The sequence below is a fragment of the Pseudonocardia ailaonensis genome, from assembly GCF_039531635.1.
GTDB lineage: Bacteria > Actinomycetota > Actinomycetes > Mycobacteriales > Pseudonocardiaceae > Pseudonocardia > Pseudonocardia ailaonensis.
The window spans coordinates 50,382-74,736 of record NZ_BAAAQK010000012.1 but is presented as its reverse complement, the minus strand read 5'-3'; the positions used below and the strand labels follow the sequence as shown (position 1 = coordinate 74,736).

The window sequence follows — 24,355 nt, the reverse complement described above, 5'->3', positions numbered from 1 at the left end:
GCCCCTTCGCTCACATCCGGTGCGCGAGAGTGCCGTTCGCTCAGGGTGCCCAGCGCTCGAACCCGTCGCCGGCGTGGATGGCCGCGGCGGTCGAACGGCGCACCTTGCCGCTGCTCGTCCGTGGCACCCGGCCGGGCAGCGTGATCACGAGCTCGGCGAGCGCGAGACCGTGCTCCTGCGCGAGCGCGGCGCGAACGGCCCCGAGGACCTCGCGCGGATCCCCGCCGCGACGGTGCTCGCGACGCACCTCCTGCACCACGACCAGCTGCTCGCCGTCCGGGGCGGACAGGGCGAAGGCCGCGGCCGCCCCGGGTTCGAGGACGGGGTGCGCGGTGCCGACGGTGTGCTCGATGTCGTGGGGATGGTGGTTGCGCCCCCGGATGATCGCGACGTCCTTGCGCCGGCCCACGACGTACAGCTCGCCGTCGACGAGCGCGCCGAGGTCGCCGGTCCGGAGGTACTCGTGGGGGTCGCCGACGATCCGGGCCCGGAAGGTCTCCGCGGTGGCCTCCGGCCGTCGCCAGTACCCGAGCGCCACGGAGGGCCCGGACACCCAGATCTCCCCCACCGCCCCGTCCGGACGGACGAGCCGGCTCCCGGGTTCGACGATCCGGACCACCTCCCCGTCGAGCGGCACCCCGGACCCCGCCAGCTCCCGCACCCCCGCTCCCCCGGTGAGCGAACGGCCCCCTAGCTCACACCTAGTGAGCGAGAGTGCCGTTCGCTCGTCCGGAGCGGGGGCGTCGACCGGCCGTTGCTCAGCCGCCGCGGGGGTGAGCGAACGGGCCGCCGGCTCACCAGGTGTGAACGAGAGTGCCGTTCGCTCACCGTGGACGCGGTTGTCGGCGAGGGATGCGGGGTCCGCCGCGAGGAGTCGTGGGCCGCGGAGCTTTCCGGTCCCCGTGACGATGAGGGTCGCCTCGGCGAGGCCGTAGCAGGGGTGCAGGGCCGCGGGATCGAAGCCGTGTGGCCCGAAGGTCTCGGCGAAGGCGCGCAGGGTCTCCGGGCGCACCGGTTCGGCCCCGTTGAAGGCCACCTTCCAGCAGCTCAGGTCCAGGGCCGGGACGCCCCGGGACGCGGCACGGACGCAGGCGTCGAAGGCGAAGTTCGGGCCGCCGCTGGTGTGCGCCCGGTACCGCGACACGGTCTCGGGCCACAGCATCGGACGGCGGACGAAGGCCATGGGCGACATCAGGATCGCCGTCGACCCGGTCCACAGCGGCTGCAGGACGTTGCCGATCAGGCCCTGGTCGTGGAAGAACGGCGCCCAGCCGACGACGGTCGAGCCCTCGTCGTGCCCGAACGCGGCGGCGATCATGTCCTCGTTCGCGGCGAGGTTGCCGTGGGAGACCATGACGCCCTTGGGATCCGACGTCGATCCCGAGGTGTACTGCAGGAACGCCAGGTCCCCGGGCCCGACCGCCGCCGGCGCGCCGGAGCCCGGCCCGATCTCGTCGACCGCCAGCCAGGCCCGCGGACCGGGGAGCCGCTCCCGCAGCGTCTCCACCGAGGAGCGCAGGGTGAGGACGGCGGCGGCGTCGCAGTCGGCCACGACGGCGGCCGTCGCCTCCTGCACCCTGCTGCGCCGTGGTGGGTTCACCGGAACCGCGATCACCCCGGCGTAGAGGCACCCGAGGAAGGCGATCACGAACTCGGGGCACTGCGGGAACGCGAGCAGCGCCCGCTCCCCCGGCGCGCACGGGAGCGCCTGTGCCACACCGAGTGCCAGCCGGTGGAGCTCGCCGTAGGTGAGGACCCGGGTCTCGTCCCCCCGCTCGTCGAGGAAGACGTGGGCCGGTCGGCGCGGGGTCTCGGCGGCGCGGCGGGCGAGGACCTCGGGGACGGTCATGCGGATGCTCCGGCCGTGAGGCCGCCGGTCGTGATCGCCTCGGTCATGTGGGCGGCCAGGGCCTCGCGGTGCTGCTGGTGGAACAGGTGGTCGCCGGTGAAGGTGTGCAGCGCGAAGCGCCCGGTGGTCACGTCGGACCACGCCCCGGCCTGGTCGAGGTCGACGATCGGGTCGCCGAGGCCGTGGAACCCGGTGACCGGGCAGTCGAGGCGGGGTTCGAGCCCGCCCGCGTAATCCTCGGAGAGCGTCAGATCCGCCCGGGTGAGCCGCAGCGCGTAGCGCCGGAAGGCCGGTGGCCCGGTGAGGGCGCCGCCGAGCGCGGCGGCGAACTCGTCGTCGGGCAGGTGGTGGATCGGGGCGCGGCGCGAGGCGAGATGGGGCGCGCGGCGACCGGACACGAACAGGTGCACCGGCGGCCGCCCGGCCGCCTCCAGCGCCGTGGCCAGCTCGAACGCGACGAGCGCGCCCATGCTGTGCCCGTAGAGCGCCACCCTCGGCAGCTCCCGGAGCTCCGGGAGCAGCAGCACTACGGCATCGGCGACGGACCGCAGCGGCTCCTCGCCGGCAGCGTCCTCCCGACCGGGCAGCTGCACCCGGAGGAGCCCGATCGGCTCCGGGAAGAGCCGCAGCCAGCGGGCGAACGACGACGCCCCGGCCCCGGCATGGGGCAGGCAGACCAGGGCGGTCCCGCCGACGGGCGGGACGTCCCGCAACCGCCGCACGGCCGCCGCGGTCATCTTGCGCCCTCCGGCACACCGGGCCGGCTCCGCATCGGCACACCGGCGCCGGAGAAGGACTCCCTCGGGAGTCGGGAGGGCGCGGTGGCCGCACCGTCGACGCGCCGCACGGGCAGCGCGACGGGGCTGCGGACGATCAGGCTCTCCGTCTGCCAGCGCACCTCGCCGGCGAGCTCGACCGGTGTGCGGACGAGCGCGTCGAGCACCGCCCCGGCCTGCAGCTCGGCCAGCGCGCCGCCGAGGCAGCCGTGCATCCCGAAGCCGAAGCCCAGGTGTGGGCCGGGCGGACGCGCGACGTCGAACCGGTCGGGATCCGGGAACACGGCATCGTCCCGGTTGGCGGCGGCGAGGCAGAGCAGCACCTGGTCCCCCGCCGCGATCGCCGCACCGCCGATCTCGAGGTCCCGGGTCGCGATCCGCTTGGTCATCTGCAGCGGGCTCTCGTGCCTCAGGGTCTCCCGGACCGCGGCGGGCACCTGCTCCGGCGTGACGGGGTCGTGCAGGACCGCGAGCGCGGCGTTGCCGATCAGCGCCGTGGAGGTCTCGGAGCCCGCGACGAAGCACATGATCCCGAGCAGCGCGATCTCCTCGTCGGCCAGCCGGTGTCCCCCGGACGTCCGGGCCTCGGCCAGGCGGGTCAGGAGCCCGGCCGGGCGGTCGTGCAGGACCTCGGTCAGCGCGCCCGCGAAGGTGTCGACCACGTCGGCCACCCGCGCGAGATCGTCCCCGCGCAACATCCCCGGTTCCAGCAGGAACCGGACGTCGTGCGTCCAACCCGCGACCATGTCGTGCAGCTCGGCGGGCAGGCCGAGCCAGGTGCAGAGCACCTCGACGGGCAGCGGCACGGCGACCTCGGCCATCAGGTCGTGACGCAGATCGGCGACCCGCCGCCCGGCGATCTCGCGGACCGCCGGCTCCAGCTCGGCGACCGCGGCCGGGGTGAACGCCCGGTTCACCAGTCCCCGCAGCCGCGCGTGCGCCGGGTTGTCCGTGAACACCAACGACGCCCGGCCGAGACGCAGGATCCGGTCGGTGTCGCCACCGTGCCGCGCCACCAGCGCGGGGATCAGCTCGGCGCTGAACGTCCGGTCGCGCAGCACCGCGAGCACGTCGGCGTGCCGGGTCAGCACCCACATCCCCAGGGTGCGGATCGGTGGCTGCGCCCGCAGGGCCGCGTACTGCGGGTACGGGTCCTGCCGGAAGGCCGGCGCGAAGGGGTTGAACCTCATGCGCCCCACCGGGAGCCGTACGGGCGCAGGGTGATCCGGTAGAGCGCGAGCCTGCCCATGCGGAAGCCGAGCGACGACAGCATCAGGTACCGCTCGTAGCGCGCCACCGTCTCCGCCCCCACCAGCTCGCGCGCCTCGGGCCGCGCCGCCTTGAGCCGCCGGGCCCACTCCGCGCAGGTCCAGGCGTAGTCGAGGCGGCCGTTGGACAGCGCGGTGACCTCCAGGACACCGTCGGCGGCCGCGGTGATCTCGGCCAGGGTGGGCAGCTCGGCGTCCGGGAAGATCTCCTGCTGCATGAACGAGCTCGCCTCGGCCGGGTCCATGTCCGCGTAGGCGATCGTCTGCAGGGACAGCGCGCCGCCCGACAGCCACTCCCGGCAGCGGGTGAAGAACTCCCGGTAGATCGCGACCTTGTCGGCGCCCGGCGCGGCGAAGTGCTCGAACGCCCCGATGGACACGATGCCGTCGTAGGGGTGCGACGGCGTGTGGTCGCGCCAGTCCTCCACCCGCACCTCGGCGTCCGGGATCCCCTGTGCCGCAACGTGCGCGGCCTGGGCGTCGGAGAGGGTGAGCCCGACCGCCGGCACGCCGGCCCGGGCGAGGATCCCGCCCCATCCGCACCCGACGTCGAGCAGCCGGGTCCGCGCGCCCGCGGCGTCGAGGTGGCGACGCAGCTTGTGCTCCTGCGCCTGCTCCAGCGACTCGTCTCCGGTCCGCCAGGCGCACGAGTAGCTCAGCGTGGGGTCCAGCCAGAGCGCGTAGAAGTCGTTGCCGATGTCGTAGTGGTGCCGGATCGCCTCGGCGGACTGGGCGGCGGAGCTCATCCCAGGCGCTCGTGCAGGTAGGTGGCGACGGCGGCGATCGTCGGGTTCTCGAACAGTGCCTCGGGGGCGATGTCGACGTCGTAGCGCTCCTCGACCTCCACCAGCAGCGACACCGCCAGCGCGGAGTCGACGCCGAGCCGGTCGAAGTCGGCGTCCGGGTCGATCTCGGCGACCGGCGTCTCCAGCAGGTCGGCGAGGTACCCGCGGCACCACTCCACGATGGACGCGACGTCGGTCGCCACAGCTGCACTCATGACTCGGCTCCTGCGGGGCGCGCGCGCCGGGCCTGCCGGCGCTCGGGGGACGGGGTCTTCAGGTCCGAGGCCAGACCGCCGGTCTGCAGCGCCCGGATCAGCCAGAAGCCGGGATCGAGCCGGTACCAGTCCAGCCCGAACGACGGCGACTCGGGGAACGCGTGGTGGTTGTTGTGCCAGGACTCGCCGAGGGTGAGCAGCGCGAAGATCCCGCCGTTGCGACTGTTCTCGCGGGACTCGTAGGGGCGCGTGCCGACCATGTGCAGGCCGGAGTTGATCGCCCAGACGATGTGCTCCAGCACGAAGATCCGCACCAGGCCGCCCCACAGCAGCCCGGACACCGCGCCCTGCCAGGACAGGTCGACGAGGCCGCCGATCAGCGCGGGCACGGCCAGCCCCAGCGCGACCCACCAGTAGTAGAGGCGGGCGACGCGGACCAGCCGCCGGTTCTTGATCAGGTCCGGCGCGTAGTGGACGACGTTGGGGTACTCGTGGCGGCGCATCCACAGGAAGTGCGAGTGCGCCAGGCCCTTCACCGCGCCGACGAACCCCCCACCGGAGAGGTTGGGCGAGTGCGGGTCGCCCTCGCGGTCGGAGAACTCGTGGTGCCGACGGTGCAGCGCCACCCAGGAGATCACCGCGCCCTGCCCCGCCATCGAGCCGAGGACCGCGAGCGCGACCTCCACCGACGGAGCGGCCTTGAACGTGCGGTGGGTGAACAGCCGGTGATAGCCGACGGTCACCCCCAGCCCCGTGAGCAGCCAGAACCCGACCAGCAGCCCGGCCTCGGTCCAGCCGAAGGGGTGCACCCACAGGAACGCCACCGCGGCGGCGGTGCCGAGGATCGGGGCGACGTCGAAGAGCAGGAAGTGCCTGCGCTGCAGCTTGTGGATGTACGGGCTGCTGATCGTCTTCCGGCGTGGTTCCGGTCGGTCGATCACCGCGTCGGTCATGTCAGGAGCTCCGGTCGGTGCGCGGCGCACCCGGCGGGCAGCGTGACGCCCGCCTGACGCAGGGCGGTGACCCGGCCGTGGAAGGCCGCACCCCGCATCAGGTTCTCCGCGACACCGCTGACGGTCCGCGCGGCGACCGGTTCGAGCGGGGTGCCGGCGAGCCAGGTGTTGCAGGCGCCCATCGCCGCGCCGCACCAGATCTGGTAGTCCGCCTTGCGGTCCGGGGCGCCACCCGCGGCCCAGTTCGACGACAGGCCCAGGTACCAGCGGAACACCAGGGCCATGCGGCGCTTGGGGTTCTCGGCGGCGCGGGCGATCTGGTCCGGGTCGCGGCGGGAGAAGTAGTCGACGGTGTCCGCCCAGACGTCGTCCAGGGGACGGCGGAACACGGTGCGCTCCAGGGACTCCCGCTCGTCCGCGGGCAGGTCGTCGATGCCGTCGTGGCGGCGGTAGAGGTCGTAGAGCCGCCGGGCGCGGGAGGGGAACATCGTGCCCCGGCGCAGCACCTGGACGTCGACCCCCAGCTCGAACATGTCGCTCGACGGGGCCATCTCGCAGTCCGTGACCCCGGCCTGCCCGAGCAGCTCCTTGGCGACGGCGGACTGGCCGGACTCGACGCAGGCCTGGTTCACCGAGCCGGTGACGACGTAGTCCGCGCCCTGCGCGAACGCCGCCGCGGCGGCCTCCGGGGTCCCGATGCCCCCGGCGGCACCGATCCGGACCCGCGGCGCGCGGCGGTCCCGGAGCCGGATCAGCTCGCCCAGCAGCACGGGCAGCGGGCGGCGGTCGGTGTGGCCGCCCGAGTCCGCCTCGGCGGTGATGTCGTCCGCCACCGGCACCTCGCGGGCCAGCGCGGCCTGCTCGGCGGTGATCCGCCCCGCCTCGACGAGCCCGCGCAGGATCGGCTCCGGCGCGGGAGCGAGGAACAGCTCGGCGATCTCCGTGCGCGAGACCTTGGCGATCACGTGGTGCGCGATTCGCGGGGAGCCGTCCGCGTTGCGGGACAGGCCCAGCGCCCGGTACCGGACGATGTCCGGCGTCAGCTCCAGGAAGGCCGAGGCCTCCAGCGTGGTGACCCCGTGACGCAGGCAGAGGTCCACCGTGGACCGCTCCATGGCCAGCTCGCTCGGACTGTGGATCAGGTTGCAGGCGAACGGGCGGCCCGGCGCGTCCCGGGTGATCGCGGACAGGCCGGCGTCGACCTTCTCCGCCACCAGCCCGGCCGCGCCGAAGCTGGCCAGCACACCGGTGCGGGCCAGCGCGGTCACCATCTCGGCGGAGGCGATCCCGTGGGCCATCGCGCCGGCGTGGTAGGCCAGCCGAACGCCGTGGGTACGCCGGAACGACGCAGCCCCGAGCCGAGGGGCGGGCAGCGGACCGGCCGATGCCAGCACCTGCACACCGGGACGACGGGCGCCGCCGGGCTCGTTGGTGGCGCCGATTCCGCGGACGTCACGCACCACGAAGACCGGGCGGTCCAGGTCCGCGAGCACGCCGTAGAGCTCGTCCGCGGTCCGGGCGAGGAGCTCCCCGCGGGACAGCGCATCGAGGTCCGGGCCGGTCAGGACGGTGGTCACCATGCCGGTGCCCCCTTCTCGCGCGCCTCGGCGGCGACGTCGGTCAGCTCGTAGATGCGCAAACCCGGCTTCCACACCGAGGCGTCGGCGACCACCCGCACCCGTCCCGGCCGCCGCTCGACCCGCTTGACGTGCACCTCGAGGGTCATCTCGCCGTCACCGGCGAGGATCTGGCCGCGGTAGCGCCAGGCCAGCTCGATGCCCGCGGGCACCACGAACTCGGGCTCGGTCAGCTCGGTGGTGGCGCCCGTGTCGACCAGCCACTCCTGCAGGGCCTGGATCACCGCCTCGATGCCGAGCGAGCCGGGCATCACGGGGTCGAGGTGGAAGTGCCGGGCGAAGAACCAGTCGGACGCCTCCACGCGCCGGCGGGCCCGCAGGTAGCCGGCCCCGTGGAGCCCGCCGCCGTCGACGACCTCCATGTCCCGCACCAGGTCCAGCTCACCCGTCGCCCCGGTCCGTCCACCAGGGGCGGTCCGGGTCGGGTGCGGGTGGCGCTCCAGCCAGGTGGGGACGAGGGTGCCGTTGTCCAGGCCGGTCTGGTTGGCCAGGGCGGTGGCGTTGAAGAACCCGAACAGCGACGTCCCGGAGTAGAACGGACCGGTGGTGGCGCGGTCCTCGCCGTCGAGCCACAGCTCGTAGGTGAAGCCCTGCAGCACCGCACCCGACAGCACCGTCGTGGTGATCAGCTCGGAGCGCTGGACGATCGTCCGCCCGCGCAGGTCCACCTCGCGGTGGAGGGTGGCGCTCCCGTCGAGGTTGCGCAGGCTGTAGTTCTCGTCCGGGTCGGTGAGGGTGGCGCCGAGGTGGTAGCCCAGGAGCAGCGCCGACTGGAGCGAGGTCTCCATCAGGATCACGTTCGGCACGCTCGGGCTGGGGGCTGCCCCGTAGTACCAGGCGTCGGCGGCGGAGTCGTACTCCGTCTCGCCGCTGCCCTTCGTGAGGTCGCCGCGGGCGCCGTGGATCTCCATGACACGCCCGACGAGCCGCAGCCCGCCGGCCGGCGGACGGGTCGCGCGGACCTCGGCGTAGCGGGCGAACTCCGGGCCGAGGGCCAGCTGCAGATCGCCGACCGAGGCCGTGGCCAGCGCCAGCTCGTCGACGACGGCGAGGGTGCCGGTGACACCGCGCCGCACCGGGAGGGCGGGCGGGTTGCCGCCGCGGCGGGTGCCGAGCGGGGTGCCCGGCTCCTCGCGGACGGCCAGGGTGAGATCGCGGACGATGCCACCCGGGCGCACCTCGACGTCGACGCGCACCCAGGGGCGGGGCAGCAGATCGGCCGCGGTGACCTCGGCGAGCACCTCGACCTCGCCCGCGGGGGCGGGCTCCGGCTCGACGGTCCCGCCCTCGACGACGAACCGGGCCGCGGGGACGACGGTCGGGAGGCCCAGCCAGCCGGCGATCACCTGGGCGACCTGGGCGGCGAGGGTGCGCAGCTCCTCCGCGCTCCCGGGGGCGGTGGCGAGCCCGCGGAGGACCGCGACGCCCGCCGGACCGCCCGGCCGGAGCTCGGTGACGGCGTGCAGCGGCCCGGAGGCGAGGAGCGGGCCGGGCTCCCCGCGCTCGTGCCGCGGCCCGAAGACCGCGGCGAGGTCGCCGCGCCGGAGCCGCTCCAGCGCGGCGGAGTCCAGGGTGGACACCAGCGCGGGAGCCAGGGGCTCGAGAGCCCCCTCGCGCCGGTACCCGCCGGCCTCCAGGGCGAGACGGGGCGGTGCGGGGACGCGGGTGAGCTTCCCCGCCACGGGCCCGAGGGCGCCCCCCTGCATCGGCGCAGGGGCGAGGTGACCCGGCACCGCACCGGCGCTCGCGGGGAGGTGGCCGGCGACGGCCCGACCGCCCTGCAACGCCGCGAGCGCGGCGTCCTGCCAGGCGGTCTGCACCTCCATGGCGGAGCGGTGGGCGGCGACCAGGCCGGCCCGGAGCTCGTCGACCAGGCCGGCCGCGAGCGCCTCGGCGGCGACGGGTGCCGTCCCGTGCGTTGCGGCCGCCGGGCGAGAGGCGTGATCCGCGTCCGGGAAGGGAACCGGTCGGTCGTCGGACGTCCCGCTACCCGCGTGCGGATCACGGCCCGGCGCCGCAGCGATCGGCGCCGCCCCGCCGACCGTGCCGCTGCCCGACTGGGGATCGGGGATGCCGGCCAGGGAGTCGAAGGGGGTGCCGTCGAAGGTGATCTCGTCCGTCAGGTCGCTCATCGCGTGCCCTCCTCGTTCCGGACCCGGACCGCCTCGGCGAACTTGGCGGCCATGTCGGGAGTGCTCACCGCGCCGATGTCGGTCCAGCGCTGCAGGATCCGGCCCTCGGGGTCGGTGACCGTGGCGTTCACCGTGACTCCCCCGGTCGTCGGGCGGAGGTCGTCGGCGATCACGCGGAAGGGGGTGCCGTCCGGGATCGGGGCGTACAGGTCGACCGCACCGACCGACAGCGGGAGGCAGCCGGCCTGCTGGTGCCAGACCCCCAGCACCGACGCGACCTGCAGCACGACGTCGCCGAGCACCGGGCTGTGCAGCTCCGCGGCCCAGCCGCCCCCGGCGAGTGGGATGTCGGCGAGCGCGCACTCCGCGACCAGCCGGGTCTCGGCCCGCTCGACCACTCGCCTCAGGCCCTGCAGCAGCGGGCCGTGGAAGAGGTCGGCGTCGCGGTAGACCTGCAGCCCGTCGTCACCCTCGGTGGGCGTCCAGGCCTCCCCGGCCGGGGGGACGGCCGGGCCGGCGGCGAGGACCAGCGTCGCGCCGAAATGCGGCTGGGCCGGAGTCGACCCTCCGCCCTGCGAGCCGCTCGTGATCCGGGCGCGGACCGTCAGCGTGCCGCCCTCGACCGTCCCGCGGTCCAGGCCCAGCTCCAGCTCGGCGGGCTCGGTGCCGTCGAGCACGATCCCGCGGTGCACCCCGACGTCGCGGAGCCCGACGACCCGCAGGTCGCGGTGGGTCCGCTCGGCCGTCCGCGCCATCCAGCCGATCGCGGCGGACAGCGGCAGCACCGGGGCGGCGCCGATGCGGTGGTCGGCGACCACGGCGTCGCGGGTCAGGGCGTGGGTGTCGCGGCGGACCGTGACCTCCCGGACCGGTTCGGGCGCAACGGGGGCGAGTGCGCCGCCCGGTGCGACCAGGACCGACCGCTCGCCGCGGGTGAGCTCCTCGACGAACGCCGCGGCGCCCGTCTCCGGCGCGAGCAGCGCGACCCCGCGGGCCGCGAACAGCTCCTTGAGCTCCGGCGTGACCATCCCGCCGTCCCAGGCGCCCCAGTGGATCGCGGTGCCGCCCTGCCCGTGGTGGCGCAGGGTCGCGGCGGCGCGGTCGAGGGCCTCGTTGGCGGCGGCGTAGTCCGCCTGGCCCGGGTTGCCGAGGACCCCGGCGACCGAGCCGAAGACGATGACCCGCGGCGAGGTCTCCACCGCGTCGAGCACCGCACGCAGCCCGCCGAGCTTGGGCCCGAACACCCGGGCGACGGCCTCGGCGGTCTTGTCCGGCAGGGCGGCGTCGGCGAGTGCGCCGGCGCCGTGGACCAGCGTGGTGACCCGGGTGGCGTCGTCGCCCAGGGCGGCGCGGACGCCGTCCGCATCGGCGACGTCGGCGCTCAGGTAGCGCGCCCGGGCGCCGGCCGCGCGGACTGCGTCCAGTGTGGAGCGGATCTCGCGGCGGGCCTTGAGCGCGGAGACCTGCTGCTCGACCTCCTTGGGGCCGAAGCCGCCGGTGCCGTGGCGCAGGTCGGTGATCAGGGCGGCCTTGAGGCCGTCGTCGGGCACGCCGGCGGCCCAGGCGGGCTCCGGCTCGTCGATGCCGGTGGTGCGGCCGAGCAGCAGGAACTCCGCCGGGACGCGCTCGGCCAGGGCGATCACGCAGGTGGCGGTGACGCCGCGGGCGCCGCCGGTGACCAGCACGACGTCGTCGGCTCCCAGGGGCGCCTCCTCCACCGGGGTGCCCGCCAGGCCGCGGTCCGTGCGGACCGGGGTCCAGCGGGCGCGGTCGGCGTCGACGCCGACCTCCGCCGTCAGGTCGGGATCGTGCAGCTCGGCGAGAACGACGTCCGACACCGCGGTGTCGTCGAGGCCGGGGGCGACGTCGACCGCCCGGGCGAACACGGTGGGGGCCTCGCGGGCCAGGGTCTTGGCGAGGCCGGTGAGCCCGCCCTGCAGGGCGAGGCCGAGCTCGGCGGTGCCGTGGTGGCCGAGGCCGCCGTCGATGCGGGTGACGGTGAGGAACGCGGCGCGGGTCTCCCTGCGCCGCAGGGCCTCCACGGTCGCACCGGCGGTGAGCACCGCGTCGGAGAGCAGCTGCTCGGCCGGGAACTGCGGGCCTGCCAGCAGGATCACCGCGTCGAGGTCGTCCGGCCGGTCGGTGGTGACGGTCCAGCCGCGGGCGCGCAGGCCCTCGACCAGGGCGGCCGGCGCGGAGGTGCCGCGCTCGACGATCCACGCCACCGGCTGCGCCGCGAAGGGCTCGGCGAGCCGGTCGAGCGGCGGGAGCGGGGCGAGGTCGATCGTGAAGCGGTGCGGGCGCACATCGACCGCCCGCTCGGGCTCGACCACCGCCACGGGCTGCCCGGCCGGCGCGCCGGCGAGGACGGCGACGATGTCGTCGACCGAGCGCAGCTCCGCGAGCTGCTCCGGGCCGACCGGGGTGACGCCGGGGACGAGCTCGGCGACGGCGCCGAGGATCTGCACCCGCTTGATCGAGTCGATGCCCAGGTCCGCCTCGAGGTCCATGGTCGGCTCGACCATGTCGACGGGGTAGCCCGTCTTCTCGGAGACGACGGTGAGCAGCGCGGCCCGCACGGCGTCGGGGTCCACACCGGACGGGACGGGCGTGCCGGGCGCCGGCGTGGCGGGTGCGGCGGCGAGGACACCGACGATGTCGTCGACCGACCGCAGCTCGGCCAGCTGCTCCGGGCCCACCGGAGGCAGGCCGGGGATCCGCTCCGCGACGGCGCCGAGGATCTGCACCCGCTTGATGGAGTCGATCCCGAGGTCGGCCTCGAGGTCCATGCCCGGCTCGACCATGTCGACCGGGTAGCCCGTCTTCTCGCTGACCACCGCGAGCAGGGCCGCGCGCACCGACGAGGCGTCGGCGCCGGCCGGGGCGGCAGGCGCGGGGGTCGCGGCGGCCAGCACGCCCACGATGTCGTCCACCGACCGCAGCTCCGCGAGCTGCTCCGGGCCGACCTGGGGCAGGCCGGGGATCCGCTCGGACACCGCGCCGAGGATCTGGACCCGCTTGATCGAGTCGATGCCGAGATCGGCCTCCAGGTCCATCCCCGGCTCGACCATCTCGACCGGGTAGCCGGTCTTCTCCGAGACCACGGCGAGGAGCGCGGCACGCACGGCCGCGGCGTCCGGACCGGCGGCGACCGGAGTGGCCGTCGGGGCGCCCGCGGCGAGGACGCCCACGATGTCGTCCACGGACCGCAGCTCGGCCAGCTGCTCCGGGCCCACCTGCGGCAGGCCGGGGATCCGCTCCGACACCGCGCCCAGGATCTGCACCCGCTTGATCGAGTCGATGCCCAGGTCGGCCTCCAGGTCCATGCCCGGCTCGACCATGTCGACGGGATAGCCCGTCTTCTCACTGACGACGGCGAGCAGCGCGGCCCGGACGGCGTCCGGGTCCGGACCGGTCGGCGCCGCGGTGGGCACGGACGGGGCGGCGGGGGCCGTGGAACCGCCCACACCGCCGGCCTCGGTGCCACCGGTGTGGGCGGGGGTCGTCGGGGTGGGGGCCTCAGCGAGGGCGACGGCACCGGATCCGTGGGCCCCGAACCCGTGGGGGCCGGTGCCGTTCACGTGGGCACCGCCGGGGAGCCCGCCGTTCGTGGGAGCGGCGGGGGCGAGGGGGGCGGTCAGGGCGAGGGCGTTCGCCGGCGCGGGTGTGGCCGGGGCCGGGGCGGCCGGGGCGGGAGCACCGAGGAGCCCGGTCATCCGGGACAGGACCTCGTTGGCGTGGGTGTGACCACGGCTAATCGCCAGCGCCGAGTCGGCGACGGCGCGGACGCCGGCGTGGACCTGCGGGTCGACCTGGCCACCCTGCGCCCGCAGGACGTCGACCAGGCCCTCCGTGATCCGGAGCTGGCTGTCGAGGTACCGGGCGTGCAGGTCGACGTGCTCGGCCAGCGGGTCGCCGGCGAGCCGGGTCGTGGTCACGGCGGATCCTGCCGGGGACGGGAGGGGTGCGGGCGCGCCGGACAGGGCGACCGCGGTCGCGGCGCCGGGGGCGCTCGGCGCGGCCGGGACGGCGGCGCCTACGGGGAGCGCCGCACCGGGCGCGGGGGACGCGAGACCTGCGGCGGACCCCACCGGCACCGACCCTGCGGCCGGTGGGACGACGGCGGCGGCGGTCGCCGTGGCGCCGAGGGGCAACGCCGTGCCGGGCGCGAGAGCGGCGGGGGCCGGGGCAGCGGGCGCGGTCGGCAGCGTGACCGTGTACCCGCTGGTCAGCGCCTCCCGGTACGCCTCGTTCCGCGACTCGGGGCGGTAGGTCATGCCCGACAGCGTGATCGTCATGCCCTTCGGCTCGACCTCCGCGAAGGGCTCCGCGGCGTACCGGTCGAGGCCGGCCAGCGGGGCACCGAGCACCACCAGCTGCACCGCGGCGCCGAGCAGCGACACGGCGGAGTCGCCGGAGGGGCCGGCATCCGTGGCGATCGCGATCGCCCGCTCCCCCAGCGTCCGCTCGACCAGGCCCGTCAGCACCTTCTTCGGTCCGAACTCGACGAACACCGTGGCGCCGTCGGCGGCGAGGCGCTGGAGGCCGGCGACGAACTCGACCGGCCTGCGCAGCTGCTCCGCGAGCACCTCGCGGTTCGCGGCGACGTCCGGGCCGTACTCCGCGCCCGGGCTGTTCGCCACGAGCAGGCCGGCGGGCTCGCCGACCTCGACGGCGGAGACGGCCGTGCGGAAGGCCTCGACCGCGTGGTCCACGTGGGACGTGTGGAAGGCCGCGGCGACCGGCAGCTCCGTGGCGGAGATCCCCCGCTCACCGAACGCGGCCACAGCGGCGGCAACGGCCGCGCCGGAGCCGCCGATCACGACCTGCGAGGGAGCGTTGTGGTTGCACACCACCGCGCCGTCGATCCCGGCCAGCACCTCCTCGACGACCTCGCGGGAGGCGGAGACGGCGGCCATCGTGCCGGGGTCGTAGCCGGGATCCGCCGGCGGCGCCATCGCGCGGCCGCGGGCCCGGGAAAGGGCGTGGAAGTCGTCGTCGGACAGGGAGCCGGCCGCCCACAGCGCGGTGAGCTCGCCGTAGCTGTGGCCCAGGAACCCGGCGGGCGCCAGGCCGAAGGAGCGCAGCACCGCGAACTGGCCCGCGGCGAGCGCACCGATCGCCGGCTGGGCGTAGTCGGTGCGGCGCAGGGCCTCCTCGCGCGCGGCGGCGTCCGGGGTGAACGACGGCGGCGGGAAGACGGCGGCGGCGAGGGTGTCCGCGCCGGAGTCGCCGAAGCCGGCGTTGGCGGCGTCGAACGCGGCGCCGACGGGCGGGAGGTCGATCGCGGCCTGGCGGCCCATCTCGACGTACTGGCTGCCCTGCCCCGCGAAGAGCGCGGCGACGGTGACCGACGGCAGGGCGGCGGCGCGGAACCAGATGCCCCGCGGGTGCGACCAGCTGTCCTCGGTGGAGCCGGCGAGGGTGGCCCGCGCGACGTCCCGCAGTGCGGCGGCCTCCTCGTCGGTGCGGGCGACGAAACCCAGCCGGGCGTCCGAGGCCGGGATCTCGCCTTCGGACGGCGGACCGTCCAGGGCCGCGAGCAGAGCCGACCGGGACGGCGCGTGCCACACGTGCGCCCGCGGACCGCGGTGCGCGGTGGCCGGCCGCTCCGGCGAGGCCTCGGAGAGCACGACGTGGAAGTTGGTGCCGCCGAAGCCCATTGCCGAGGCGGCGGCGTGACGGACCGGGCGCCGGGGGTCGCGGATCCAGGGCCGGGTCACCGTGTTCGGGTAGAGCGCGTGGTCGTCGAGCGCCTTGTTCGGGGTGTCGATGTTGATCGTCGGCGGGAGCACCTTGTGCCGCAGCGAGAGCGCGAGCTTCATGAGCGACGCGGTGCCCGCGGCACCCTTGGTGTGCCCGATCTGGGACTTCACGCTGCCGATCGCGGCGTAGCCCCGCTCGTCGGTCGCCTCGCCCAGGACCGACCCCAGCGCGGTGAGCTCGGTCCGGTCGCCGACCGTGGTGCCGGTCGCATGCCCCTCGAACAGCTCGACGGCCGCCGGGGAGATCCCCGCGTCCGTGTAGGCCCGCCGCAGCGCGAGCTCCTGGCCCGAGGCGCGCGGGGCGTAGATGCTGCCGAACCGGCCGTCGGACGAGGAGCCGATGCCCTGCACGACGGCGTAGACCCGGTCGCCGTCCCGCTCGGCGTCCTCGAGTCGCTTGAGCGCCAGCAGTCCGATGCCCTCGCCGACCAGGGTGCCGTCCGCGGCGTCGTCGAAGGGCTTGATCTTCCCGCCCTTGGAGAGGGCCTGTGTGCGGGAGAAGCACATGTAGCCGAAGACGGTGTTCTCGGTGTCGCAGCCGCCGGTGATCATCATGTCGGCGCGGCCCTCGGCCAGCTCGGCCGCGGCCATCCGCAGCGCCGAGAGCGAGGAGGCGCACGCGGCGTCGACCGCGCAGTTCATGCCGCCCAGGTCGAAGCGGTTGGCGATCCGGCCGGCGGTGACGTTGCCCAGCAGGCCGGGGAAGGTGTTCTCCTCCCACGGCGGGAAGGCCAGCAGGTACTTCTGCGCGATGGCCTCGGCGTCCGCATCGGACAGTCCACAGCTGCGCACGACCTCCTTGAGCACCGGGGTCTCCAGCCGCGCCGCCATCGGGTGGGTCAGCGGCATCGGGCCGGTCACGCCGAGCGTGACGCCGGTGCGGGCCGGGTCGTACCAGCCGGCGTTGCCCGCGTCGGTGACCGCGCCGGCGTCTCGCAGCAGGTCACGCGCCACGACGAGCGAGAGCAGCTGGACGGTCGTCGTCACCTCGAGCTGGTTCGGCGGCAGGCCGAACTCCCCCGGCGAGAACCGGGTCTCGGGGACGAAGCCGCCGCGGGTGCAGTAGGTCGTGTCCGGGTGCGACGGATCGGTCGACGGGGTCGGGTCGAAGTAGTCCTCGGGGCGCCAGTGGGTCTCGGGGACGTCGGTGGTGCAGTCGACGGCGTCGAGGATGTTCTGCCAGTAGTCGCGGTAGTTCCGGGCCATCGGGAACAGGCCGGCCATACCGACGATCGCGATGGGGACGTCCGCCGTTCGGCGGCCGATCCGGTGCGGGGAGTCGGACACGAATCCTCTTTTCGGCATCAGTTCGCACCGATCCGGCGGACCGAATCGGGAAATCACAAAAATCGTCAGGAAAGAAGTGCGGCGATCTCGGAGCCGATGGTGCGGTGACCGAGCGCGGACGGGTGGATGCCGTCCGGGTACCACATGTCGGGGTCCGCGCAGAGCGGCGCGGTGGACAGCTCGTAGCGCACCACGCCGCGCTCGGCGCAGAGCGCGGCCAGGAAGTCGTTGGCCTCGACGAAGCGGGTGCGCAGCAGCGCGCGGTGCTCCTCGGGCAGCCCGGGGAGCTTCCCCGGGATGTCGGGATAGTCGTGGGTGAAGACCCGGCGGCCGGGGGCGGCGACCGCGTCGAAGATGGTCTCCAGGTTGCGCCGGAACCCGTCGGGGTCGTACGCGCGGACCAGGTCGTTCCCGCCGACGGCGACGCCGAGGAGCGGCGTCTCGACGTCCGCGATCGCGGGGAGCTGCTTGTCCACGACGTCCTGTGTGGTCGCCCCGAAGGCGCCCAGGTTCAGCACGTCCCGCACGCCGAGCCGGTGCGCGACGCGCGGCACCCAGCCGACGAACCCGCCCTCGCCGTCCGGCTCGCCCCGGCCCTCGGCGAAGCTGTCGCCGATCACCACGAGCCCGTACATCAGACGGCCGCCATGATCTGGCCGACGTTGGCGGGGGCGAAGAACTCCTCGCCCGAGATGCCGCCGCCGACCATCGACAGGAACTGGCGGGTGGCCGCCTCGTTGCCGCTCACGGCCCGGAACAGGCCCTGCAGCTGAGGGGTCAGATCCAGGTCGGAGATCATCGTGGTGAACGCGTAGGCGCCCTTGGTGCCCGCGTCGCGCTCCGCCGTGTACTCGGCCAGGACGTCGCCCATCGGACGGCCGGCCAGGCCCTCGGCGATCTTGCCGGCGAGCAGCTCGGCGTGGGTGAAGGCGTCCGAGATGCCCTTCCCGGTGAACGGGTCCTTGTGGTAGCCGGCGTCGCCGACCAGCGCCCAGCCCGGGCCCGCGGACACGCGGTAGTAGTTGTCCGGGTAGCGGATGCCGGTGAAGCGCTCGGCCTGCTCGCCGGCGCGGACCTGCTCGGCGAGGTCCGGGACGACCTGGTCGAGGACCTCGTGGAAGTTCTTCTCGACGTCGCGGCGGAAGTCCGCGTAGCGGTCCCGGGTGCGCATGACGGCCACGAGGGTGCGGTCGTCGTTGGTCGGCCAGAGCCCGACCTGCTGCTGGCCCAGCCCGATCCGGCTGTGGAAGCCGGTGTCCGGGATGGCGTCCCAGTAGCTGTAGTAGATGAAGCAGGCGGGCTCGACGACCTCGTAGGTCTGGGCGCCGACCGCCTCGGCGACCCGCGAGCGGGAGCCGTCGGCGCCGACGACCACGCGGGCCCGCTCCTCGACGAGCTCGCCGTCGGCGGTCTGCAGGCGGACCCCGCGGACGACGCCGTCCTCGACGATCAGGTCGCGCAGCGTGACCCCCAGGCGCACCTCGGCACCGGCCTGCTCGGCGGCCCGCAGCAGCACCGGGTCCAGGGCGGTGCGCCGCGGCGCGAGGGTGGCGGTGATGCCGTCGATCGGGTCGGCGAACCCCGAGATCACCGCGTCGTCGTAGGAGATCGTCATGCGGGTGATCGGGGTGGCGCCGGTGGCGAGGACGTCGTCGAGCAGACCCCAGGAGGCCAGGCGGGCGAGGCCGTACTGCTGCATGTAGTGGGTGGAGACCGTGTCGGCCGGCAGGGCCGTGCGGTCGACGACGAGCACGCGGTGACCGGCGCGGGCCAGCAGCATCGCGACAGGTGATCCTGCGCAGCGGGCTCCGACCACGATCGCGTCGTAAGGCTCGTTCATCTTCTCTCGTCAGCTCCCCGATGGGTGACGGCCGATCCCGGGTCGAGTGGATCACCGTCGCCGTCGACGGGGCAGGAACGGCACAAGGGCTCGTCTGGCGGTACGAGAAATGTGTCTACGGGGGCCGGGAACGGAAGTCAACGACGGCGAACGGTCAATGGTGGCCCACTATCGCATCATGCACCGACCCGATCAGCCACCCATTTCGCCGTTCTCCACCCGCGGATTCGTCGCCATTCGGGAAACCGTTGTTCATCCGCTGTCCACCGCGGCCGGGGGTAATGGTGGGCATGGCTACCACGACCGATCCGCTGTCCGCCGTCGTCGCCCGCCTCGCCGCCGCGGGCGGGCCAGTCGACCTCGAGGAGCTCCGCCGGACCGTCGACACGATGGTCCCGTTCTGCAACCACGTCGGCGTCCGGGTCACCGAGCTGGCGCCGGACCACGGGCAGGCGGAGCTCCCCGTCCGCCCCGAGCTGCAGAACCACTTCGGCACCGTCCACGCCGGCGCGCTGTTCCTCGCCGGCGAGGTCGCCGGGGCCGCCGCCTTCGCGGGCGCGATGGCGCCGCGGATCACGCAGCTGCAGGGCTTCGTGCTCCGTTCCTCGAAGATCGCCTTCCTCAAGCCCGCGAACGGCCACATCCGCGCCCGCGCGACCCTCGACGAGCAGGCCGTCCGCGCGATCCTCGCCGGCGGAGCAGGCCGCTTCGAGCTCCCCGGTCTCGCGGTCCTGCACGACGACGCCGACCTCCTGCTGGGCCGCATCGAGCTCGACTACGTCGCCTGGCTCGGTGCCGCGGCCTGACCCCCTCGAGCGAACGGCACTCTCGCTCACACCTNGTGAGCGAGAGTGCCGTTCGCTCATGCGTAGAGGGAGGCGACCTGCTCGGCGTAGCGCTCCGCGACCACGGCGCGGCGGAGTTTCAGGCTCGGTGTCAGCGTGCCGTCCGCGATCGAGAGGGCGCCGGGGACGATCGCCCACCGGCGGACCGACTCGGCCCGGCTGACGAGGGAGTTCGCGTCGTCCACCGCGTCCTGGACCCCGTCCGGGGAGGCGCCGGGCTCCAGGAACACCAGCGCCGTCACGTAGGAGCGGCCCTCCCCCACCACGACGGCGTGGGCGATCCCCGGGTGCAGCCGGATCCGGTCCTCGAGGGGTTCCGGGGCGACGTTCTTGCCCCCGCTCGTCACGATGATCTCCTTGCGGCGCCCCGTGATCGCGAGGTAACCCTCCCGGTCCAGGGAGCCGAGGTCCCCCGTCCGCAGCCACGGTTCCGGCTCACCGGTGAGCGGCCAGTAGCCCGGCGAGACCTGGTCGCCGCGGACGAGGATCTCGCCGTCCTCGGCGATCAGCACCTCGCTGCCGGGCAGCGCCCGCCCGACCCGGCCGGCCTTCACCGCACCCGGCGCGCTCATGCTCACGCCACAGGCGGTCTCGGTGAGCCCGTAGGCGCCCAGCACCCGCACGCCGAGGGCCTCGGTGAACGCCGCCGTCGTCGGGTCCAGGGCGGCGCCGCCGCAGATCACGTGGGCGAGCCGCCCGCCCAGGGCCGCCCGCAGCGCGTCCGCGACCGGACCGGACCAGTCCGCCCCCGCCTCGACGGCCTCCGCTTCGAGGGCCGGCGTGAGGCCGGCCGCGCGGGCCCCCTTGCGGAGCTTCTCCAGCGCGTACGGCACGAGCACGAGGAACGAGGGGCGGAAGCGCGGCAGCTCCGCGGTCAGCTCCGCCGCCGAGGCCAGCAGCCCCGTCCGCACCCCCGCCCACAGGCAGCCGTGCGCGGCGACCCGGCCGAAGACGTGCGAGAGGGGCAGGAACAGCAGGGTCGACGCGTCGGGGGCGGCGAAGAGCTCCGGGAGCAGCGCCACCACGTTGCCGGCGGCCGCGAACAGGTTCCGGTGGGTGAGCACGCAGCCCTTGGGTGCGCCCGTCGTCCCGCTCGTGTAGACGATCGTGGCGACGTCGTCCGCCCCGACCGCGTCCGGGTCCGGGGTCGGCGCCGCGGTGACGGCGAGCCGGGCCACGGCGTCGCCGAACAGCTCGCCGCCGGACATCGCCGCCTGCGCGGGGGTCTCGGCGAGCACCCGCGCCGCGCCCGAGTCCGAGAGCACGTGCGCGACCTGGGCCGGCGACGACGTCGGGTAGATCGGCACGGTGACCGCGCCGGTGGCGAGCACCGCGAGATCGAGGACGAGCCACTCGGGGGTGTTCCCGCCGAACAGGGCGACCCGGTCGCCGGGGCGGACGCCGTCGGCGACCAGCCCGGCGGCGACGGACCGGACCAGGCCGGCGAGGACGCGGGCCGAGGTGTCGGTCCACTCCCCTCGGGCCGGTGCGGCGAGGACGGGCCGTGCGCCGGCGGCGTCGAGCCGGCGCAGGATCTCGGCGGCGATCCCGCCGCGGTCGGGCAGGGTGACGAGCGGCGGGTTCAGGACGGCGGTCACGAGAGGGCTCCCCTGGAGGCGTAGCTCGCGGAGCCGACCATCGGCCCGCGGCGTGGCTCGCGGAGCCGACCATCGGCTCGGCGAGGGGGCCCGGGCGTCAGGCCCCGCTGACCGGCGCCGGTGCCGGGTGGGTGTCGACGCGCAGGCCCGGTTCGGCGATGCGGATCGGGCCCGGGTACGCCGCGGCCGCGTCGTCGCGGCGGGACGCCAGCCAGGCGGGGTCGGTGGAGACGAAGTGGGTGAGGACGAGCTCGCCGACCCCGGCCTCGGCGGCGGCGGCCCCGGCGTCGTGGCCGGAGAGGTGGCCGTGCGGCCCGGTGTCGGTGGCGGCGAGGGTGGCTTCGGCGAGCAGTAGGTCGACGCCCGAGGCGAGTGGCCGCAGCCCGGGTGTGACCCCGGTGTCGCCGGTGTAGGCGAGCGAGGAGCGGCCGCTGTCCACGCGTACCCCGCAGTTCGCGGCGACGTGCCGCAGCGGGTGCAGCGACACTCCCGCGTCGCCGATCCCGAACTCGTCCCCGGCGGCGTACTCGACGACGTCGAAGGCCAGGTCGAAGGCGCGGTCGAGCAGCGGCATCGTGGTCACCGGGAACAGCGACGACAGCCGGTCGAGGACCGCGCGGCCGCCCTGCGGTACGTACAGCGGGACGCGCGGGCCGTTCAGGTCGAGGTGCCGGGCGGCGGAGACGGGATCGCCCGCGCGCTCACCGATGACCTCCTGCAGCCGCCGGTAGAGCAGCGCCTTGCCCAGCGGCAGCAGGTCGTAGCAGTGGTCCGAGTGCAGGTGGCTGATCACGACGCCGTCCGGGACAACCGCGGGCCCGAGCGCCGAGAACGCGGTGGCGATCCCCGGGCCGCAGTCGAGCAGCAGCCGGGTACCCCCGTCCGTCTCGACCAGGTAGCCGGAGCTGGCCTGTCCCTCGGCCGGCATCCCCGACCGGCACCCGAGCACCGTGAGCCGCACACGCGCCCCTTTCCTCGCAAGGCGACCGGAGCCTGCACCGGCCGTCCCCGACAACCTCGCGGACGGGAGCGGAGCCGGCAAGGAGCGATCCGCAACCGTGCGATTCAGCCCGCCGATCACCGCTGCTGGCGGAACCCGCCCCCGAACTTCGAGGTGTAGGTGAAGGGACCCGCCTGGTCGAGGGCCGCCAGCAGCGCGTCGACCAGCGGGGTGCGTTCCTCGGCCCGCCACACCACGTGCAGGCCCAGCGTCGGGGTCGGTTCGGTGAGCGGCAGCGCGACCAGCCCCTGCGCGGGTGCCCGGGCCGCGCGGGAGGCCGAGGCGAAGCCGACCACCTGCCGCGCCGCGACGAGCACTCCGGTCGCCACCGGATCGTCGACCTCGCCGCTGATGGTGAGCTTGATCCCGGCGCGCTCGGCCGCGCCCATGATCGCGTCGTGCATCGCGGGGCTCTGCTCGCGGCGGAACAGCAGGCAGGGCTGTCGTTCGAGCAGCCGCATCGGCATGCAGTCCCGGTTCGCCCACGGGTGCCGCTCGCCCACGAGCGCGACGATCGGGACCGTCATCAGCTCCTTGGACGCCACCTGCGGGCTCACCGGCCGGCCGTAGACGAAGCCGACGTCGAGCTCCCCGGAGACCACGCCGTCGATCTGCGGGCCGGTGCGGCGCTCCCAGAGCTGGGTCTGCACGCGGGGGTGCTCGGCGTTGAGGTGCGCCAGCGCGGCGGGCAGGACGTCCTGGCCCGCCGGGAAGTTGAACCCGATGTTGAGGGTGCCCGCGCGGCCCATCGCGACGGCGTGGGCCGCGGCGACGGCGCGGTCCACCTGGTCGAGCAGCTTGCGGGCCTCCTCGCGGAACGCCTCGCCCGCGGGTGTCAGCCGGACCTCGTGGGAGCTGCGGCGCACGAGCTCCACGCCGACGTCGCGCTCGAGGCGCTGCAGCTGTTGGGACAGTGAGGGCTGCGCGAGGTGCAGGCGCTGCGCCGCCCGCCCGAAGTGCAGCTCCTCGGCGATCGCCAGGAACGACCGCAGGTACCGGAACTCCATCTCGCCCGCCCTCGTGCGGAGTCGTCGGCTCCGCCTCGTGCGGAGTCGCGGCTCCGCCCCGTGCGGATGGTCGGCTCCGCCTCCGGGCGGATGGTGGCTCCGCGCTGCGCCGAGGGGTCCGCCTGCCCGACCCGGTGCGCGGGAACCGTAAGCCGCGCCGGTCGTCGCCGGACGACGCCGAGGGGCCCGGCAGGCGAACGCTCCGTGACCAGCAGCTCCACGTGCGGGTGACGGCGCAGGTCAGGCCCGGTGTTTCGGCCCCCGACCGAACCGATCACATCATCGCCGTTCACTCTCGCCCTCGGCCCCGCGCCGGGGCGGCCCTAGCGTCGGCCTCCCGATCACCGACTCCTTGGGGGCCTCGTGCTGCTCGAGATCACCGCGCGCCGGGCGGTCGCCGACGACGTCGTCGAGCTTGCGCTGTCCGGTCCCGACCTGCCCGGCTGGGCGCCCGGCGCCCACGTCGACCTCACCCTCACCCCGGACCTCGTGCGCCAGTACTCCCTGTGTGGTGGCGGGCCCGACCACTACCGCGTCGCCGTGCTGCGGGAGGCCGCCGGCCGCGGCGGATCGGCGTTCGTCCACGACCGGCTGCACGTCGGCGAGCTGGTCGAGGTCGGCCTGCCGCGCAACACCTTTCCCCTCGTCGACGCCCGCGGGTACCTGTTCGTCGCGGGCGGCATCGGCATCACCCCGATCCTGCCGATGATCGACGCCGCCGAGGCCGCGGGCGCGGACTGGCAGCTGCTCTACGGCGGCCGCACCCGGTCGTCCATGGCCTACCTGGAGCGGCTGGACGACCCTCGGGTGACGGTGCAGGCCGGTGGGCTGCTCGATCTCCGCGCCGCCGTGGCCGGGATCGCGCAGGCCCCGGGCGCCGCCGTGTACGGCTGCGGACCGGCGCCGATGCTCGACGCGCTGCTGGCCGCCTGCCCCGCCGCGCACGTCGAACGCTTCACGCCGGTGGAGGTCGACCTGCCGGAGCGGCCGTTCGAGGCGGTGCTGGCACGCAGCGGTGTGACGGTGCAGGTGCCGGCGGGCACGAGCCTGCTGACGGCGGTGGAGGCGGCGGGGATCGACGTCCTGCAGTCCTGCCGCGAGGGCACCTGCGGCACCTGCGAGGCCGTGGTCCTCGACGGCGAGCCCGAGCACCGCGACTCCGTGCTCGACGAGGCCGACCGCGCCGACGGCGGCGTGATGATGGTCTGCGTCTCGCGCGCCCGCGGCCCGCGCCTCGTGCTGGATCTGTAGTCCGATCGATCCTCCCGCAAGTCCGATCGTCGCAGGTCGGAGGCCCGATCGGAGCCTCGCCGCAGGGCCCGCCGAACCCGTCCGACGCCCGCTGTTCACCGCCGCTCCATTCCGCGCTGCTGACATCCGCGCCGAACCACCGCCCCA

General features: G+C 74.9%; 16 protein-coding genes. 2 read left to right on the top strand and 14 right to left on the bottom strand.

Annotated features, from left to right (window positions below):
- Positions 1–40 precede the first annotated feature (40 nt).
- The 11 genes from ABD324_RS19050 to ABD324_RS19000 all read right to left on the bottom strand — a co-directional run bounded on the left by ABD324_RS19050 (position 41) and on the right by ABD324_RS19000 (position 18,507).
- A complete protein-coding gene (locus ABD324_RS19050) occupies positions 41–1,849 on the bottom strand; it encodes a fatty acyl-AMP ligase (protein ID WP_344418571.1) in 1,809 nt (602 codons plus the stop codon).
- On the bottom strand, positions 1,846–2,586 hold the full coding sequence (locus tag ABD324_RS19045) for a thioesterase II family protein (RefSeq protein ID WP_344418568.1): 741 nt from the start codon (positions 2,584–2,586) through the stop codon (positions 1,846–1,848). The genes ABD324_RS19050 and ABD324_RS19045 overlap by 4 nt, the downstream gene beginning before the upstream one ends.
- Complete coding sequence (locus tag ABD324_RS19040; protein ID WP_344418565.1) at positions 2,583–3,815, bottom strand: cytochrome P450; 1,233 nt, start codon at positions 3,813–3,815, stop codon at positions 2,583–2,585. The genes ABD324_RS19045 and ABD324_RS19040 overlap by 4 nt, the downstream gene beginning before the upstream one ends.
- Complete coding sequence (locus ABD324_RS19035; RefSeq protein ID WP_344418563.1) at positions 3,812–4,639, bottom strand: class I SAM-dependent methyltransferase; 828 nt, start codon at positions 4,637–4,639, stop codon at positions 3,812–3,814. Before ABD324_RS19035 ends, ABD324_RS19040 begins: the two co-directional genes overlap by 4 nt.
- Positions 4,636–4,893, bottom strand: coding sequence for an acyl carrier protein (locus ABD324_RS19030; protein WP_344418561.1), 258 nt, complete (start codon positions 4,891–4,893; stop codon positions 4,636–4,638). The genes ABD324_RS19035 and ABD324_RS19030 overlap by 4 nt, the downstream gene beginning before the upstream one ends.
- Positions 4,890–5,846: an acyl-CoA desaturase gene (locus tag ABD324_RS19025; RefSeq protein WP_344418559.1), complete on the bottom strand. Its 957-nt coding sequence runs from the start codon at positions 5,844–5,846 to the stop codon at positions 4,890–4,892. Before ABD324_RS19025 ends, ABD324_RS19030 begins: the two co-directional genes overlap by 4 nt.
- Positions 5,843–7,426, bottom strand: a complete 1,584-nt coding sequence (locus ABD324_RS19020; RefSeq protein ID WP_344418557.1) for a PfaD family polyunsaturated fatty acid/polyketide biosynthesis protein — start codon at positions 7,424–7,426, stop codon at positions 5,843–5,845. Before ABD324_RS19020 ends, ABD324_RS19025 begins: the two co-directional genes overlap by 4 nt.
- Positions 7,420–9,615, bottom strand: coding sequence for a beta-ketoacyl synthase (locus tag ABD324_RS19015; RefSeq protein ID WP_344418554.1), 2,196 nt, complete (start codon positions 9,613–9,615; stop codon positions 7,420–7,422). Before ABD324_RS19015 ends, ABD324_RS19020 begins: the two co-directional genes overlap by 7 nt.
- Complete coding sequence (locus tag ABD324_RS19010; protein WP_344418551.1) at positions 9,612–16,667, bottom strand: SDR family NAD(P)-dependent oxidoreductase; 7,056 nt, start codon at positions 16,665–16,667, stop codon at positions 9,612–9,614. The genes ABD324_RS19015 and ABD324_RS19010 overlap by 4 nt, the downstream gene beginning before the upstream one ends.
- 65 nt (positions 16,668–16,732) lie before the next feature.
- Positions 16,733–17,302, bottom strand: a complete 570-nt coding sequence (locus ABD324_RS19005) for an SGNH/GDSL hydrolase family protein (RefSeq protein ID WP_344418549.1) — start codon at positions 17,300–17,302, stop codon at positions 16,733–16,735.
- On the bottom strand, positions 17,302–18,507 hold the full coding sequence (locus tag ABD324_RS19000; protein WP_344418546.1) for an NAD(P)/FAD-dependent oxidoreductase: 1,206 nt from the start codon (positions 18,505–18,507) through the stop codon (positions 17,302–17,304). Before ABD324_RS19000 ends, ABD324_RS19005 begins: the two co-directional genes overlap by 1 nt.
- Positions 18,508–18,797: 290 nt before the next feature.
- Here ABD324_RS19000 and ABD324_RS18995 point away from each other — a divergent pair, with 290 nt between their 5' ends.
- Positions 18,798–19,313, top strand: coding sequence for a YiiD C-terminal domain-containing protein (locus tag ABD324_RS18995; RefSeq protein WP_344418543.1), 516 nt, complete (start codon positions 18,798–18,800; stop codon positions 19,311–19,313).
- A 56-nt stretch (positions 19,314–19,369) separates the two neighbouring features.
- Here the strand turns inward: ABD324_RS18995 and ABD324_RS18990 are convergent, their stop codons facing one another.
- The 3 genes from ABD324_RS18990 to ABD324_RS18980 form a co-directional block, all read right to left on the bottom strand.
- Positions 19,370–20,950, bottom strand: a complete 1,581-nt coding sequence (locus ABD324_RS18990) for an AMP-dependent synthetase/ligase (protein ID WP_344418540.1) — start codon at positions 20,948–20,950, stop codon at positions 19,370–19,372.
- 97 nt (positions 20,951–21,047) lie between these two features.
- A complete protein-coding gene (locus tag ABD324_RS18985; protein WP_344418538.1) occupies positions 21,048–21,911 on the bottom strand; it encodes an MBL fold metallo-hydrolase in 864 nt (287 codons plus the stop codon).
- 116 nt (positions 21,912–22,027) lie between these two features.
- A complete protein-coding gene (locus ABD324_RS18980) occupies positions 22,028–22,957 on the bottom strand; it encodes a LysR family transcriptional regulator (protein WP_344418536.1) in 930 nt (309 codons plus the stop codon).
- A 363-nt stretch (positions 22,958–23,320) separates the two neighbouring features.
- Between ABD324_RS18980 and ABD324_RS18975 the strand changes: the two genes are divergently transcribed.
- Complete coding sequence (locus tag ABD324_RS18975) at positions 23,321–24,208, top strand: PDR/VanB family oxidoreductase (protein WP_344418533.1); 888 nt, start codon at positions 23,321–23,323, stop codon at positions 24,206–24,208.
- Positions 24,209–24,355: the final 147 nt, after the last annotated feature.